Genomic DNA, 16,206 nt, shown 5'->3' on the forward strand with positions numbered 1-16,206 from the left:
AGGTTAAAGGAATTTTGGGGTAGGGCTGACTCAGCGCGTTAGCGGTAGTCCGCCATAAGGCAGAATCACGGCAAATCACCATCCGGCGCACTGCCGCTATCGCGGCGAGTGGCGCCCTACGGTTTTTTGTGTTTTAAAACAATGTGTTAAGCATCTGGAGCGTAGGGCGGACTCACCGCGTCAGCGGTAGTCCGCCATAAGGATGAGCAGCATCAAATCACCATCCGGCGCACTGCCGCTATCGCGGCGAGTGGCGCCCTACAGTTTTTTGTGTTTTTAAACAATGTGTTAAGCATCTGGAGCGTAGGGCGGACTCACCGCGTCAGCGGTAGTCCGCCATAAGGCAGAATCACGGCAAATCACCATCCGGCGCACTGCCGCGGCGAGTGGCGCCCTACGGTTTTTCATTTTTTAAACAATGAGTTAAGCGTATCTGGAGCGTAGGGTGAACTCAGCGCGTCAGCGGTAGTCCGCCATAAAGCAGAGTCACGGCAAATCACCATCCGGCGCACTGCCGCTATCGCGGCGAGTGGCGCCCTACGGTTTTTTGTGTTTTTAAACAATGTGTTAAGCGTATCTGGAGCGTAGGGCGGACTCAGCGCGTCAGCGGTAGTCCGCCATAAAGCGGAGTCACGGCAAATCACCATCCGGCGCACTGCCGCTATCGCGGCGAGTGGCGCCCTACGGTTTTTATTTAAAACAATAGGTTAATGGAATTTTGGCGTAGGGCGGACTCACCGCGTCAGCGGTAGTCCGCCATAAGGATGAGGAGCATCAAATCACCATCCGGCGCACTGCCGCTGCCGCGGCGAGTGGCGCCCTACTGTTTTTTATTTAAAACAATAAGTTAATGGTATTTTGACCGTAGGGCGGACTCACCGCGTCAGCGGTAGTCCGCCATAAAGCGGAGTCATGGCAAATCACCATCCGGCGCACTGCCGCTATCGCGGCGAGTGGCGCCCTACGATCCGTTTGAAGTTTGAGGTGTTACCGATAAAAAGCTTCAACTGTGCCTTTTACCGTGACTAATAACGGTTGGCCACGGCGGTCGAGTGCTTTGGCTGCGGCCACTTTTACCCAACCTTCGCTGATGCAATATTCTTCCACATCAAAACGTTCTTTGCCGTTCAGCCGGATACCGATATCGTGCTCGAAAATGGCGGCATTGTAGTGTGGGCTGCGCGGTTGTACAGCAAGACGATCTGGTAAAGCCGGGCGTGCGCTGGTGTCAATCTGGGTGTCATGTTGAATATCGGTCATGGAACTTGGGTCTATAGTGAATAAAAGATGCGCCATTGTAGGCAAAACCGACTTTTCGCTCAAGCGCTGCGATTAGAAAGGCGAATGGCTGACCGGATGTGGATGTACCCGGTACATTACTGAGCTTGCCGCCGCGCATTGCGAAACTGGCTCGGCGTCAGTTGGGTTTCCTTTTTAAACGCAGTATAAAACGACGATTTAGCATTAAAACCGACGTTCATCGCGATATCCAGCACCGTCTCGTTGCTGGTTAAAAGCTGGATTTTGGCAGCCTCTACCCGGTAACGGTTCACATAATCGAAAAAGTTAACTCCCAGCGTCTCATTCAGCGTTTGCGAGATATAACTGGGCGAGGTGGCAATATGTTTGGCCAGCTTGGGCAACGACAACCCTGCGTCTAAAAACAGCTGGTCTTGCGTCATTGCTTTATGCAGTTTATTGACGATATTGCCTGATAGCTGTTCATTTAACGCTGATCGCTGATATTTAGCTTCTGTCAGCGTTTGCAGCGTTGGCAACGTTTCCTGCATTTCCGCATCAGGTTGATACAGTTCGGCAAAACCTGGTTTTTGCCGCAAACCCCAACTGGCAAGGGTCCAAATCAGCACAAACACCACCAGGTTTTTCAGCGCCAGATCTGTCTGCAGCGGGCCTATCAGATTGTCGTAGAGCAAAGATGCTGCAGCAAACAACCAAATCCCGACCACCGCTAGCAACAACCACAGGATCCAGCGTAGTTCATGTGTCTCGGTACTGGCGAACACCTGTTTCAACTGGTCGCGATAACGATGCAAACGCCGAAACACGGCAACGACATAACAACCTGCCTGCACACACCAGCCGATCACCAACCCAAAAGTCAGGATCGCTAAGCCGTAAACAAAGTTACGAAGGACTGCTGTGGTGGACTGCAGGATGTTGTCACTGCCTTCCACCAACAAGCCATGGCGAATTTCCGCGGGCAGCAGCAAAGCACCAATGACAATCACCAGCGCAATTCCGCTTAAAACAAAATGTTTGGCATGACTTGCCTGTAATCGCCAGGGGGAGCAGCTGGTAAGCCCTTGCACATAAAGCCAAAAGCAAGGGGGAAGTAAGTATAAAGCGGGCAACGACAGCAGCAAAAACAACTGCCGTAAATCAGGCGCCAGCTGTTTTAACCATGGGTCGACAATCAACACAGCAATCGCTACCAGACAGCCAAGCAAGGGCCAATAAAAGGACTGATGTTTGGCCCGTTGCAGCAATAAATGGCCACTAAACGCAATGATGGCCAGCGAAGCTGCGTTTAAAAAGAGTGCCAGCGGATTTTCGGTCACTATTGCAATCACTCCATTGAAAATAGTTATAAATCAATAAATTACCAGATGAAATGCGCGTCCAATCCGTTCGGATAGTACTGTTCAAAGTACGAGCCTGTGCAGCCGGACGACAAATTTCAGCGCCAGGCGCAACTTGCAGGGCATCTTAGCGAATAATAATCAGGAGACCAACTGATGCCCGAACAGAAACCCCAAAACAGCATAGCCATCCACCATCATCGCAGCGTGAATGCCACAGCCGCATTAAATCACAACTGGCCGTTAGTCATTACTTTATGGCTGCTAATGGCCATTCCAGGCATCCCGGCGCTATTGATTGTGTCGCTGCTGATTACATTGCTGCTGATTGGGCCGGTTGAGTCGACGGTATTGATGTCTTTGCTCAATCCTCATTATCTAACCGCGCCTTGGGCGGTAATCGTACATGGCAGTAGCGGCGCGATATTGTTTCTGACGATGCCCTGGCAATTCTCGCCGGCCCTTCGGCACCATCATCCGAAATGGCACCGAGCCAGTGGCCGTCTGGTGCTGCTAAGTGGCTACACCTTGGCCGTTTCTGGTATTTGGATGCACCTGTTTTTAACGCCGGACGAACTTGGCATGCGCTTTATCGGCTTGCTGGCGCTCAGCAGCGGGATGATACTGGCTTTTTCGATGGCGTTTTATGCCGTGCTGAACCGCCAATTCAACCAGCACCGACGCTGGGTGTGCCGTGCGGTCGCCATCACTCTCGCCGCATTAACGCCGCTTTTTATCGAAGTCGTTGCCGACCTGACCCTCGGCCAAATGGTTGCTATCAAACCATTACTGGCACCATTTTTTTACGATTACGGCCGCCTGTTGGGGATGGGGTTGAATCTGCTGGTGGCCGAGTGCTTGCTCAGAAAAACACAATTGTTTGCTTATTAGCTGTAAATGCACAGGAATTATTGCACAAAACCCGTCTTTTCTTTTGGGCTTCGTCCTACAGCAGCCGGCGTTTTCACGCCCGGCTGCATTCACTGATCAGTCGATTAAAACCGCCTCATGTTGCAACCGGCATCTCATATCGCAGGTGCGGTGAGCGGATAAAAAGGCTCAATAAACTTAGCTTTATAAACACCATCTTGCTGGTACATCAGCTGCGAGCCGCCCCAAATAGTGCCCGGGAACTTCATCAACTGCTCTATTTGCGCATTGATGTGGGCAAAAGTAATGAGTTTCATCGCATCTTTTGTACTCAACCATCTGATTTCTTGAATAATTTCAGGTGCTTTTAACTCGCCAGTTTTAATTTTTGTGGTATAGACCAGCCGCGTTGACAGCTCGTTATTTTGTGTAGTTCTGAGCGTAAACACCCCTCTTAAGGTTGGCGTGGTGATTGTTAGCCCATAACTTGCCGCGAGTTGATCAAGCCCAGCTTGAATCGTCAGATTGTGGTCTTGATACCAGCCCGGCGTCACCCAACGGTCTGAATTTTTGACTTTGACAACCAGCAGTTCATTGTTGTCGTTGAACACCAGCAAACGATGAAAGGTGGATGGTTTTGCCAATTCCTGGGCGAAAATTGAATGTGAAATCAACATAATAAGCAGTAGTAGTTTTTTCAAAATAATCTCCATCTATTTTTACTATCGAACACACAAACGCAGTGGAACCTGCCAGCTGGCACAATTGGTCGTGAGCGCTGTCTGGCCAGAATTTCACTTGTTTTCCGTTTCAGCCTGCAGTTGTTTGATAATGGCTTCTGCCACTAACGCCGATGATTGGTAGTTTTGGCCGGTGATGATCCGGCCATCGACTTCGAGATAAGGCTCGTCTTTTTTGCCAAAGTGAAAAGTACCATTGCGGTCGAGGATTGTTTGTTTGATTAAAAACGGGAACTCCTTGAAATAATCGGCGGTTTTAATTTCATAATCTTCCGGCAAGCCGCTAATTCTTTTGCCGTCGACCAGGTATTTGCCGTCTTTGGTTTTCAGATGCACGATGCCCGCGGTGCCGTGGCACACTGCCGAAATGATGCCCTGGTGTTGTTCGTAAATCTCCATCACCAGCCGCGAAATTTCGGCATTGTCGGCCACGCCATACATCGCATTACTGCCACCGACGTAATGCACCGCCCGGTAGTCCTTTGCCTGCAGTTGGACGGCCTTTTTGGTGTGCTTTAATGCGAACATCAAATCGCTATCGTACAAATACATTTTATGCAGTGGATCAGAGGTATTAATGTAGGAAAGTGGCACCGCACCGCCCTCTGGACTCACGAACTCTACGGTGTAACCTGCTTTTTTAAACGTCTGATAAGCATGCACAATTTCCGGAAAACTGACACCGGCCGGTAGGGTCGAGTTGCCATGGAAATGCGCACTGGACAGGATAAACAACACCCGGACGCCGTTCTGAATGGAGGTGTTTTTGGTCGCAGCTTTGGTGATGATTTGCCATTGGTTGTCGACCTGCTTCAACAAAAACACGTCAATAAAGCGGGTCTGACGGCTGGGGATCAGGATCTCCACCTTGGCCGTGGCGAGGTTGCCGCTGACATCAATCTGCAGAATTTCACCAATCCGGCCGTTGAATTTACCATGTTCAGTAAGCTTGAACATGTTGAGGTAGTCGGTGACCGGGACTTTGTTAAATGCCTGGCCTTCCTTATCCAATAACAAATCGGCGGCGGGGTGAAATGCCTTGGTAATTTGTGGTCTGTTGTTGTACGACGTGCCTTCGATGTAGTTATGCAACACCTGTTCAATGGCCGCGACTTGTTGCTGTTGCTGGCTGTTGGTGTCGGCCGCGATGCCGGGTTGCTGCATCAACAGAACCATGAAAACTGCCAATAAGGGTTTGAATAGATAACGCATTGTTGCTCCTGATTGAAGTGGGAAAAACCAGGGGCAAACTTACGATTGACGCGCCGGACCTGCCAGCGCAAAAGATGATCCCGGATAACGGATTTATAATTTCGGAGTTTAAAGTTCCGGAATTGAACTGTCTTGAATTGAGGGTTTTGGAATTGACGGTTTTGGAATTGGCGGTTTTGGAATTGAGAGTTCGGGAGTTTTTTACGCCGAAGCTGGTGGGGCATCCGCCAGGCGTAAAGCTTTGTATTTGGCGGGAGTCAACTGGGTGTGTTTTTTAAAGGCGGCATAAAAAGTCGACAGCGAATTAAAACCAGCACTTTCGGCCAAATCATCCATTTTCATCGAAGCTTCGCCCAGCAACAAGGTTTTGGCATGCTCAATCCGGTAACCATTCACAAAATCGTTAAAGGATAAATGCAGATTGTCATTTAACAATTGCGACAGCTTTGGCGTGGGCCAACCGAGCATTTTTGCGAGTCTTGGCATCACCAGATTGGCATCTAAATACGGCTGCTCTGCCGCCATAAACTGCTCCAGTTCGGTGATGAGCGGCGCTGCAGTTTCGGTCGCAATTTTCTTGTTGGCGTAGCGGTCGATAGTTTTGGTTTGATTGTGCTGAACCCGCAGCAGGAGCGTGATCGCGCCAACGACCATTAAAAAAGTGAAGGTTAACGCACCTGAAATATAGGCGGTATAAGCGCCAAAATGATAAGCGCACCAAATGAGCCCGCTGCCAGCCACTACTGCCAGAACAATCAGCAGATCAGGCTGTTGCCGCCAGTTGCGCTGCTTAAGGCTCACAATTTTCGGCCACAACAGATAGACCGATAACAAGGTGTAAGCGAGCCAGCTGTAATTAATGATTTTGTAAAAGGGTCCATTCCAAAGCTGCGGGTTTAAGTGATAGGGATAAAGGCCACCGACTAAAATGACCAGCAACAGCGGGACTACAAGGTGCAGGCGATGCAGCGCAGACTGCTGAAACTTTCCAACAAACTGCAGGCAATAGCAAAACAGCAGCGGCCCAATCATCAAACAGGCGGATAAACCCAGTTGCAGAATTTGTTTGCCAATGTCCGGGTTAAAATTGAATAACACCGACTTCAACACCCTGATGCTCAGCATCAAAATAACACCGGCCAAAAAGCGGTTGCTCCAGGCACCGGGCTGGCGAAAAAATAAAAACGCGGCCAACAGCAAACCGTGGATGCCGCCTAAGCCACTGAGTAAAAGGATAAACTGATCTGAAATTGCCATGTTGCTGCTTAGTTATGAAGACGCGGTATGTTATCAGGAAACTGTATCAAGAGACGCTGGCAAAAGACCACCACAAGATACAGCAAAATGTAGCGCTGAGCGCGACAACCTCTGAATCAAACCCGAAACGCCGCCGCCTTTAGCAGTTGCTCGGCTCTGGAAATGCCAAGCGCCAGTGCTTTTTGCTGCCAATTGCCCACTGCTGCCAATACTTCGTCATAAATCTGTGTGGCGTTTTCGCGTGTCAATCGAAAGAAATCGGCCACTTCGAAAGCCAGTGCATAATCGAGGGAATTGTCTTTATCGGTAATATTTAAATGCAAACCCTGCTTGCCGACGATGGGATTCAGATCATAAGCCGGAGATAAGTGCCAGCCTTTGTCGGACAGCAAAAAACCATGATTACGCAGGTGATCGTCGGTATTGGAGATCGCGATATTAAACACAATCCGCCGCCATAACTGGGCTAAATCCGCTTTAGTTTCTGCGCCTTGATTGGTCAAAAACTCAGCAATTTCCAGATAGCTGGCACCATCAGATTGCTCACCATCATAATATTGCAACTGGGTCATCGCTGATGAGAAATGGATACGCCGCTCACCATCGCGGTCAAACCTTTTGGTCAAAAAAGTATGGTGCTGCGCATTAAATTTTTGGATATAGCATGGATACATCACGATACCGGCATCCAGCGCCAATTGATGGCATAACATTTCCCAGGCGCCAACGTCACAGCTGTCATTCTGGTTTGGAAATTTGGCAATCCAAAGATGCTTATTTTCATCAACCACACAAGCTTTCGGCCTGGCGCCACCAAGCGATGAGCCTGGCGAAATCAGTAGCTTAAGCCACTGGTAATACTGATCCGAGTCAATGGCGTCATCCTGTTCAATCTGCATCGCCGCAAATTCCAGCTCCCGCAATGACGTCAGCGGTGGCGCCGCAAAATCGGCGTGATTGTCCAGAAAACATTCCGAGTCCGGCGTTTTAAAGCGGATCCCACCCATTCTATAGGTGTCATGCACACCTAATAGGTAATCCAGCTCAGTCAAACGGTTGCTTGCCCGAAGACCCTGGCGGTGCTCAATCGCAGCACGGCGCTGCATCAACAAACGGCCCCAGCGATCGGGCGAAGAATCCAATAAGGCTCGAAAGTTCCTGTTCGGCTGATCATTAAAAAACCGACCGGCATGTAAGGTGAGCATCGGGTCAATTTGCAGCCGGTGTTTCGATGTCAAAAAAGCATCGTCATATTGAAAGCTAAACACGCTACTGCGGCCGGTTTCAGCAAAGCCAAGCCGACCAAGCAGCAGCGGCTCGGCAATCGGTAGCCATGACGCATACAAATCGACAAACTGCTGGCTCATGTTTTAGCCGCCAGTAGTTTAATATCTTGCAGTTTGATGCCCACTTCATCATGCGCCGCCATTTTGGCAAAGTGTTCATCCATCCCCAGCACCGCCATGATTTTCAGGTAGGTGCCAATCGCCACCCCTGGATCACCGGCAAACACTTTGTTCACGGTTTTGTGGTCAAAACCGGTTCGCTCACAAATCATTTGTTTAGTCAGCCCACGTCGTTTCAGCGCCAACAGTAAATCCTCGCCAAAATCACTGAGCATCCTGAGTTGTTTTGGAAACAGCACTTTATGTAAATCGCGTTTGGCCATAAAATTCTCTGGGACTATATTCCGATTATTTGGCTATAAATGGGAATATAGTCCTTGTTATTGGCTTGGTCAACTGATGAGTATTTGTGTCGTTGGGATATTATTCCCATATTTTGATTGATTGCGGGATTAATATCCCATTTTTGACCGCGAGCCGAAAGGGTGGATAAGCGCAGCGTCATCCACCACCTGCCCCAACGGACCTCAATCTATGGGTGCTTTTACCAATAGGCAACCCATAGCCTGTGTAGCCTGGATCAACTACTCAACCCGCGATAGCTACCGGATCCATCCAGAAAAACTCCCAGATATGCCCATCCAAATCCAGCACGCTGCGGCTATACATAAAACCTAAATCCTGCTTTGGCATCACATCACTGACACCACCCGCGACACCGGCTGCAGTACAAAGCTCGTCCACTGTTTGTTTATCATCACAATTGAGCGCCAGCATCACCTCACTGCTGCCTTCTGCCGGGAGTGGCCTTTGGGTAAAACTCTGCCACTTCGCCGGCGTGAGTAACATCACAAAAATATGCTCACTCCAGACCATACAAGCGGCTGTCTCGTCACTAAACTGCAGGTTCTGGCTGAACCCCAGCGCCTGATAAAAGCCAATCGCCGCCGCTAAGTTGCTGCAAGGTAAATTCACAAAAAGCATTTTGGCCATAAGGCCCTCCTGTTGATGTTGGTGTTGTCCCGACAATGCCTGTTTCACTGTCACTGAGCTTAGTCGGTTTAGTTTCTGCTAAATCGACAAGGGTGGGATATTTTTTTAAAATTCTGACTGAAGTGCAAAAAGCGATGGAAAACTCCGCGGATGAAGTGGATCCTATGAATGAAATTACTACGCTCAAAAACACTTAACATATTGTTTAAAAAATAAAAAACGTAGGGCGCTACTCACCGCGTAAGCGGTAGTACGCCGGAGGGGCATTTGACGCGGGACGGCTTTATGGCGGACTACCTCCGGTGAGTCCGCCCTACGCTCAAAAAATACTTAACATATTGTTTAAAAAGTAAAAAACAGTAGGGCGCTACTCACCGCGATAGCGGTAGTACGCCGGAGTTCGCCAGAAGGTCATTTGACGCGGGGCGGCTTTATGGCGGATTACGTCCGGTGAGTCCGCCCTTGGTTTTTGCCGGTTTTTATGGATCCAGGCAGCTGCAGCCTATTTGATCTGCATAACACAGGGACAAAGCACAGACGATGAAGCGAATTGGCAGCTGGTACGGCAACTTATTAGGAATATGCATGATGATGACGACCATCGCCGTAACGGCAGCCGCTGCGCCAGAGCAACTCGTGCTGGCGCCGCTATTTAGTGATCAGATGGTGTTACAACGTGAGCAGCCGCTGCCGATCTGGGGGCAGGCAGCGCCGGGCTCGGTGGTCACCCTTCACTTGCTGGATGCTCAAGGCGCAGCGATAACTTCCGCGTCCGGCGAGGCGATTGCTGATGATAGCGGCCACTGGCAAATCACCTTACCTGCGCTGCCGGCGGCTGGGCCTTTGCAAATGGAAGTGGCAACCGCCCGGCAACAAATCACGGTGAAAGATGTCTGGCTTGGTGATGTGTGGCTGGCATCGGGGCAGTCGAATATGGAGTGGCCACTGAGCGCTCAGACTGAAAACTGGCAACAGGCTGTCAAAGATGCGGCCTATCCGAAAATCCGATTTTTAAAGGTGCCTAATCGGGTTGCCGCAACGCCACAACGTCAGCTACCGGCAACACCATTGGCCCCCTCGGGGGCAACACATTGGCTGGCCGCATCTGCCGAAACGGTGCCAGATTTTTCGGCAATCGGCTGGTATTTTGCCAAACAGAATCATCTGGAAAAAGGGGTTGCGGTGGGTGTTATTGATGCCACCTGGGGCGGAACTGTGGCGCAGGCCTGGACGCCTGCCGCAGCATTGTGGATGTTGCCGGCGTACCAGCAAGCGGCAACGGCGGTGATTGCCCAGAGTCAGGAATTGGCTCAGGCGTTGGCTCAGCAAATCATCAATAAAACCCCCAACCAGCAGCCACATTGGCTGCCCGGCGTGTTGTTTAACGCCATGATCAAACCGCTGGTACCTTATGGGTTAAAAGGGGTGCTGTGGTATCAGGGCGAAAGTAATGTTGACCAAGCGGTGCATTACCATGCGCTGTTCAGTACGTTAATTCAAAGCTGGCGCGACGAGTGGCAACAGCCGCTGCCATTTTTATATGTGCAACTGGCGAGTTATCTGCAGCCGAAAGCGCAGCCAGCAGCCAGCGCGTGGGCGGAACTGCGGGAAGCACAATTTCAGACGCTGCAATTACCTGCCACTGCGATGGTGGTGACGACCGACTTAGGCGATGCCAATGACATTCACCCGGCGCGTAAAAAGCCAGTGGCCGAGCGGTTATGGCTGGCAGCGCGGCGCACGGTATTTGGCGAGGCCATCATCGCCTCGGGCCCGGTGTTTAGCAGCCTGCAGATCGAAGGGAAACAACTGCGCGTGCGTTTTGAGCATGTCGGGACCGGGCTTTACAGTAAAGACGGCACGTTACGTGGTTTTGCCATTGCCGGTAGTGACGGCAAATACCACAACGCCACCGCCAAACTGGAGGGCAATACAGTGCTGCTGTGGAGTGATAAGGTCGCAAAACCGGTGTCGGTGCGCTTTGGCTGGGCCGATTTTACCGACGCTAACCTTTACAATAGCGCCCATTTACCGGCAGTGCCGTTTCGGGCGGGGGAGGCGAAGTAGTTGTTGTTCAACAGCTACTACAACCGCTAGTTCATCAGCTAATTCAACACCTTCTTCGGACCCTTATTGCTGGCTACATCCCCCTAAAAAACTGATGACGTTTGATAAAACGATGATATCGCGTGGTATCTGTCGAAAATGCCCGCGCCTTGCTCTACCTTTTCACTGAATTTTGTCTCCGCTTAAGGTAATCGCTTTAGGTAATCACTGAAAGTAAGCAAGGTTAGCTTGATGGAAGTGCAAAGCTAACAAACGTTCGTCAACAGCCAACAAAGGAAGCATGTTATGGCTTTGTGTATCCACCCTTCAGTCGGCGTCGCCCGGCTTGGTAATAGTCCTGAACAGTTTTATCTGGCGCCAGAGCACATCGGCCAACTGCCGTTTGAAGCCGATAGTTATGGCAACCCGCTGGGCACGGTGCAGACGTTTAAAGATGGTGTCGGCCGGGTCCGGCGACAGGGGCAGCCGTTTCGGATCTTTGCCGAAGATGGAGCTGAGCTAACCCTCAATAGTGCCAATGTCCAATCGATCCAATGGACAGTGCATTTGGCCAATAAAAAAGCGGCTTGGTATCAGTACAGCGAGTTAAAAGGCAACTTGTTGTATGGGCCACAAAACAGTTATCCGAACCGGCAGGTGCCGTTTCGCAATCCGAATCAAACCTCGCCGCAAGACCGCCAAAAACTGATTGTTGACCCGGGCCCACGCACCATTAGCGGCGCGCGGCAGAGCATTGGTTTTGATCAAGGCAATGCCCCTCAGGGTTATCCGGTGTCTTATCCGCCAAGCACCGTCACCTACGGCACTGCGGTGACCACCTTAGGCGATTTACTGACCGATGATGCCGGTCGGTTAGTGGTTTTGGGCGGTTATGGCCACGCCGGTGGTGATGAGCCGTTAACCAGTTATGGTGGCTCCAACACCTGGCATGATGATATTTCTGACGGTCCGGTGTATTGCACCGTAACCTTCAATGATGGCAGCAGTGAGCAATTACAGGCGTGGGTGGTGGTGGGTTCGCCCGATTTTGCGCCGCAGATTGTGAATATTTCGACCTTGTCAGACACCATGTTTGATGTGGGGGTGCGTTTTTACAATTTAGTACCGCAGCTGTGCCTGAATGGGGAATTTAACCCGGCTTACCGCGCCAATTATCAGCGGGATATTCAGCCCATCATCGACCGGCTGAGCCGCTATCAATGGGTTGCCAATGTGCAGGCGATGTCGGCATTTAACAGTCGCCAGTTTGATTATGCCGATAACAGCGACGCGAATAAAACCAACCGCGAAAATTATTTTTCGTATTTTCGGGGGCTCAGTAAAGAGGGCGATCCGTCACCTGATCAACCGCAACAAGTGCTGTTTAAAGATAATTTCCCAATGTTGCCGCTGAATTCCGGCAGTAATTCGGTCAGTAACGATTTGATCATGAAATTTCTGGCGTTGGATGCAACCCAGCAGTTTTTGTTAAGCCAATGGGCGGCCGGTTGTTTTGATGCTGATTGCCACGCCGAACCCTATCCGGTGCATGCGCTGGATCAGGGCAGTGTTGGCAATTGTGTCGGGTTGCCGATGTGTCCGGGGATTGAAGTGACCTGGAGTATGCAAAACCCGAATATTTACGCCGCGCCTTATCGGATCTCCGATCAAAGAGGCCCAAATGGTTATAACAGCACTGGTTTAACGCCCTCAAGGGATGAATGTGAAGGCGGCGGTTGTGAGCCTGGTGATTTGACCAAGCGGATGGCGTGTCCATGGCAAGCAGACTTTTTCCAATGTACCGTGCAAACCGTCAATTTCACCGTGCCGGAAGTGAATAAAAATGACGGTACGCCGTTACCACCCACCTATTATGCTTATTGGTGGCCACCACAAAGTCCATGGGATGTGTTAACTGGCGATGTCACTGCTGCAGGGCAGGCCGCTTCCCACTTACCAGCTGGCCAGCAGATGAATTACGCCCGTGGCGTGAATACCTTTGTGCAGATGGTCGAGCATTGGTCAGCACTGGCGTTTATCCGCGATCAAAATAGTCAGGATGCGGCTTACCCGTACTTTGTTGAAACCGAACGCAATCATGAGATTTTCTCGTATAAAGAAGTGGGGGTGGGCACCATCAGCGGCAACCCTGACGATAATGAAACCACCATCCCGGTGTTTTATATTGAGCAAAACACGCATGTGGTGAAAGGCAAAAGCGCCAGAGCGACCCAGATGGTCAAAGCCCTGGAGCAACGCGCCTTTAAACCTATTGCTGTCGCCAAGGCTGGGTTAGGTTTACCACGCGCCGGCACCAGAGCACGGCGGTAACCGGCATGATGGTTGTGAATACAGATGTAGTGATTGTAGGCGCAGGTCCGGCAGGGGCCTGCGCCGCCTTGAGTTTATTAACTTATTCAACACTTAAGGTGGTGGTGCTGGAGCAATCCGATTTTAGTCAGCCGCGGGTGGGTGAACATGTGTCAGACAGTTTATTTTCGCTGTTGGCGTATCTGAAGCTAACCAAAGCCGATTTTCCGGCGCATTGCTTTATGCCTTGTTATGGCGATACCGCTTACTGGGGTTCGGATTTGCCGCGGGTGCGGCATGCGATATTCAGTAGCGAAAATGCCAGTGTGCAGCTGGATCGGGAAGCCTTTGATTTCACCTTGATAGAGCAAATTGTGGCCCGTGGGGGTAGTGTTTATCCACGGACTCACTGCTCTTTAACAAAGAGCTCTGTATCGAAGAGCCCTGTAACGAAGGGCTCTGCCGATGCTGCGGCCAACTGGATATTGCAGTGCACGCACCCGGAGCAATCACCTTTTCAAATCAACGCCCGTTATGTGATTGACGCCTCCGGACGCAATAGCAGTTGGAGTCGTCAACTGGGCGGGCAACTGCATAAACTGGATCAACTGATGGGCGCAGGACGGTTTTTTTCACTGTCTGGCACTTCACGGAAAGGAGCTTCACAGCCGGTACGGCCACAACAGCAAATTATTGAAAGTTGTGAGCATGGCTGGTGGTATGGCGCCTTGTTACCCAACCAGCACTATGTGGCCACTTTTTTCTCCGATGCCGATATCATCAGTAAATTGCGCCTCAACCAGCACCAGCACTGGCAGCAACTGCTGCAGCAAACAACTCATCTAAAACATGCAGTGGCAGATGGACAGGTCATGTCGACGCACCCCTGGGTTCGTAACGCGACCAGTCAGTACAGCGACGTCAGTCAGATTGAGCATTTTATCGCAATCGGCGATGCGGCTTGTGCTTTTGACCCCATTTCTTCAATGGGACTGGGTTTTGCTATTTCATCAGCTTGTCATGCCGCCAGGCTGGTAATCAACGAATTGGCAGCAGCACCAACACCGCCAGATCGCGACAACGCATCTCCAAATAACCCTGCAGCAAAACAACTATACCAGCATGATTTACATCAGCATTTTTCCGGCTATCAGACATTACGCCAGAGTTTTTATCGGGCAGAAGCCCGTTGGTCGAATGCACCGTTTTGGCAACGGCGGCAGTTGGGGTAAACGTCTATTGAGCAAAGCTGGGCAACAATACCGCTGCCGCACCAGTGCGGTAGGTTATTGCTGGTTGTTATCAGCGGAATATGGCGTGATGAGCTGTTTCTTTAATCGATTGGCACTGCGTATCTAAAAGCATGCAAAACTTGACCCTGCGAGCTGGCATATGCCAATGTCAGAAACTGCTTTTCCACAAAACTCAGGTGTTGCGGTACGGATAGGACCATCCACTGTATCTGAGTTTTTGCACATAATGACTCGGAATATAGGGAGATACGCATAGGATGGAAGTGTTAATCCCCTTTGCAATGCAGGTCAGCAGTGGCAAGTTGGTCACTCCTGACGAAGTTGAGAATGGCGAAAATTGCGGCTGCAAGTGTCCGGCGTGTGATGCGCCGATGGTCGCGAAGCAGGGGAGTGTGAAGGTTTGGCATTTTGCCCACAAGCCAAAGTCGGTCTCTGCCGACAAACCTTGTTCATTTAATTTCAGACGTGGCTGTTTCTGGCTAGCCCGGCAACTGATCACTGATTCACTCAAAGAACCGCTTAAACTTCCTGACTACCACATTTCGCTCAATGACCCTGCAGGCCTCAACTCAAAACTGGAGCTGGTAACTACTGCATCAGCCCCAGTATTCGAGCTGGTGCATTTTCAGCCAATGCCCCAGCATATGAGCAGCGATAACGTGGAGCTCACACTTCACGGCCATAAGCTCATGCTGATCCTCGGGTTTAACATTCAGCACAGTAAAAGCAGTTATAAAGACGCAACGGTTTTTGTCGATTTAACCGGTGTCGAACAAGAATATCGCCAGCACAAAAGGTCACTCAAAGCGATCCTGCTCGATCGAATATTCCACCAGACGACCGCGAAAAAATGGCTTTATCATCCCAATGAGAAAAAGAAAAAAGACCAGTTCGCCATTTATCTAAAAGCAGCCGATGCAGAACGGGCACTTAGAGCGCAAGAGCGCTTTACATTTCAACCAAGTAACGCAGTTGCAAAAGTACTACCGAAGTCAGAAGCCGATCAGCAGGCAAAAGAGCAGTTGCAGACCAAAGTGCAGTTGCAAACTAAAACCCAGCTGCTGACAAAAGAGCAGATAAGCCATAGCGTAGATATCGAAGAGCGGCTACTTGACCTGATTGGCCAAGCCGCGCGGCTGTTTACCTTTGGACATAAGATGGTGTTGCAATGCGACAACTGTTATTACCTGAGTCCACCTGACGCGACATCATGCCAATATTGCCAGAGTAGTAAGTTCTGTAAAATCGGCCTTTCAGATGAGTATTTTAAAGATATCAAAGGGAAATATTTGCGGGTGGGATATGCGCAGCATTCACTGAAGGCACTTCCCAAAACTAACGGGACTCATTAGTTCAGGGACATTTGGAATGTGGGTTTTTTACCTTGCCGGGAAATAGTTTGTTTAGTCGCAATGCATATAGCGAAAATAAAAGCGGAATTAACCTGAGAAAATAACTAATACATCTGTCCGTAATATAACGGGGGAAGATGTGTGACCTGACCTTGATTATAAAAAAAATGATGAACGGATAAACCGCACATCATTTTAATTTAAATTGGGTGCCCCACTGGTGTGTA

Annotated in this window: 13 protein-coding genes; 5 read left to right on the forward strand and 8 right to left on the reverse strand. The window is 50.2% G+C overall.

Features of this window, described 5'->3' with window-relative positions:
- Positions 1-987: 987 nt before the first annotated feature.
- Both EOE67_RS19315 and EOE67_RS19320 read right to left on the reverse strand, forming a co-directional pair.
- A complete protein-coding gene (locus EOE67_RS19315; RefSeq protein WP_127701055.1) occupies positions 988-1,260 on the reverse strand; it encodes a DUF3297 family protein in 273 nt (90 codons plus the stop codon).
- A 116-nt stretch (positions 1,261-1,376) separates the two neighbouring features.
- Positions 1,377-2,579 carry a helix-turn-helix domain-containing protein gene (locus EOE67_RS19320; RefSeq protein ID WP_127701057.1) on the reverse strand — a complete coding sequence of 401 codons (1,203 nt, stop codon included), beginning with the start codon at positions 2,577-2,579 and terminating at the stop codon, positions 1,377-1,379.
- Positions 2,580-2,756: 177 nt separating this feature from the next.
- Here EOE67_RS19320 and EOE67_RS19325 point away from each other — a divergent pair, with 177 nt between their 5' ends.
- Positions 2,757-3,491 carry a DUF2306 domain-containing protein gene (locus EOE67_RS19325; protein ID WP_127701059.1) on the forward strand — a complete coding sequence of 245 codons (735 nt, stop codon included), beginning with the start codon at positions 2,757-2,759 and terminating at the stop codon, positions 3,489-3,491.
- 134 nt (positions 3,492-3,625) lie between these two features.
- Here the strand turns inward: EOE67_RS19325 and EOE67_RS19330 are convergent, their stop codons facing one another.
- From EOE67_RS19330 to EOE67_RS19355, 6 genes are all read right to left on the reverse strand, one after another.
- Positions 3,626-4,171, reverse strand: a complete 546-nt coding sequence (locus tag EOE67_RS19330; RefSeq protein WP_127701061.1) for an NUDIX hydrolase — start codon at positions 4,169-4,171, stop codon at positions 3,626-3,628.
- A 93-nt stretch (positions 4,172-4,264) separates the two neighbouring features.
- Positions 4,265-5,422, reverse strand: coding sequence for a nuclear transport factor 2 family protein (locus EOE67_RS19335; protein ID WP_206099673.1), 1,158 nt, complete (start codon positions 5,420-5,422; stop codon positions 4,265-4,267).
- A gap of 201 nt (positions 5,423-5,623) precedes the next feature.
- Complete coding sequence (locus EOE67_RS19340; protein WP_127701063.1) at positions 5,624-6,679, reverse strand: AraC family transcriptional regulator; 1,056 nt, start codon at positions 6,677-6,679, stop codon at positions 5,624-5,626.
- Positions 6,680-6,795: 116 nt separating this feature from the next.
- Positions 6,796-8,046 carry a type II toxin-antitoxin system HipA family toxin gene (locus tag EOE67_RS19345; RefSeq protein WP_127701065.1) on the reverse strand — a complete coding sequence of 417 codons (1,251 nt, stop codon included), beginning with the start codon at positions 8,044-8,046 and terminating at the stop codon, positions 6,796-6,798.
- Entirely contained in the window at positions 8,043-8,348 is a 306-nt protein-coding gene (locus EOE67_RS19350) for a helix-turn-helix domain-containing protein (RefSeq protein ID WP_127701067.1), read from the reverse strand. Before EOE67_RS19350 ends, EOE67_RS19345 begins: the two co-directional genes overlap by 4 nt.
- 265 nt (positions 8,349-8,613) lie before the next feature.
- A complete protein-coding gene (locus EOE67_RS19355) occupies positions 8,614-9,018 on the reverse strand; it encodes a VOC family protein (protein WP_127701069.1) in 405 nt (134 codons plus the stop codon).
- Between the two features lie 585 nt (positions 9,019-9,603).
- On the opposite strand from EOE67_RS19355, the gene EOE67_RS19360 reads away from it, so the two are divergent.
- The 4 genes from EOE67_RS19360 to EOE67_RS19375 all read left to right on the forward strand — a co-directional run bounded on the left by EOE67_RS19360 (position 9,604) and on the right by EOE67_RS19375 (position 15,979).
- Positions 9,604-11,085, forward strand: coding sequence for a sialate O-acetylesterase (locus EOE67_RS19360; RefSeq protein ID WP_164852443.1), 1,482 nt, complete (start codon positions 9,604-9,606; stop codon positions 11,083-11,085).
- Between the two features lie 285 nt (positions 11,086-11,370).
- The gene (gene lodA, locus EOE67_RS19365; RefSeq protein WP_127701073.1) at positions 11,371-13,395 is read left to right on the forward strand and encodes a CTQ-dependent lysine 6-oxidase LodA; all 2,025 of its coding nucleotides are present in this window, start codon (positions 11,371-11,373) and stop codon (positions 13,393-13,395) included.
- A 5-nt stretch (positions 13,396-13,400) separates the two neighbouring features.
- Positions 13,401-14,606 (forward strand): lysine-epsilon-oxidase maturase LodB, encoded by a 1,206-nt coding sequence (lodB, locus tag EOE67_RS19370; protein ID WP_127701075.1) that lies wholly within the window; start codon positions 13,401-13,403, stop codon positions 14,604-14,606.
- 278 nt (positions 14,607-14,884) lie between these two features.
- Positions 14,885-15,979, forward strand: coding sequence for a competence protein CoiA family protein (locus tag EOE67_RS19375; protein ID WP_127701077.1), 1,095 nt, complete (start codon positions 14,885-14,887; stop codon positions 15,977-15,979).
- The last annotated feature ends 227 nt before the right edge of the window (positions 15,980-16,206 follow it).

This window comes from Rheinheimera riviphila, assembly GCF_004005945.1.
Taxonomy (GTDB): domain Bacteria; phylum Pseudomonadota; class Gammaproteobacteria; order Enterobacterales; family Alteromonadaceae; genus Pararheinheimera; species Pararheinheimera riviphila.

What these genes read in the sequence shown, in the direction of transcription:
- EOE67_RS19350 (WP_127701067.1), bottom strand. Translation starts at nt 8,348, where the DNA reads ATGGCCAAACGCGATTTACATAAAGTGCTGTTTCCAAAACAACTCAGG.
- EOE67_RS19345 (WP_127701065.1), bottom strand. Translation starts at nt 8,046, where the DNA reads ATGAGCCAGCAGTTTGTCGATTTGTATGCGTCATGGCTACCGATTGCC.
- EOE67_RS19360 (WP_164852443.1), top strand. Translation starts at nt 9,604, where the DNA reads ATGATGATGACGACCATCGCCGTAACGGCAGCCGCTGCGCCAGAGCAA.
- EOE67_RS19355 (WP_127701069.1), bottom strand. Translation starts at nt 9,018, where the DNA reads ATGGCCAAAATGCTTTTTGTGAATTTACCTTGCAGCAACTTAGCGGCG.
- EOE67_RS19315 (WP_127701055.1), bottom strand. Translation starts at nt 1,260, where the DNA reads ATGACCGATATTCAACATGACACCCAGATTGACACCAGCGCACGCCCG.
- EOE67_RS19375 (WP_127701077.1), top strand. Translation starts at nt 14,885, where the DNA reads ATGGAAGTGTTAATCCCCTTTGCAATGCAGGTCAGCAGTGGCAAGTTG.
- EOE67_RS19335 (WP_206099673.1), bottom strand. Translation starts at nt 5,422, where the DNA reads ATGCGTTATCTATTCAAACCCTTATTGGCAGTTTTCATGGTTCTGTTG.
- EOE67_RS19340 (WP_127701063.1), bottom strand. Translation starts at nt 6,679, where the DNA reads ATGGCAATTTCAGATCAGTTTATCCTTTTACTCAGTGGCTTAGGCGGC.
- lodA (WP_127701073.1), top strand. Translation starts at nt 11,371, where the DNA reads ATGGCTTTGTGTATCCACCCTTCAGTCGGCGTCGCCCGGCTTGGTAAT.
- lodB (WP_127701075.1), top strand. Translation starts at nt 13,401, where the DNA reads ATGATGGTTGTGAATACAGATGTAGTGATTGTAGGCGCAGGTCCGGCA.
- EOE67_RS19325 (WP_127701059.1), top strand. Translation starts at nt 2,757, where the DNA reads ATGCCCGAACAGAAACCCCAAAACAGCATAGCCATCCACCATCATCGC.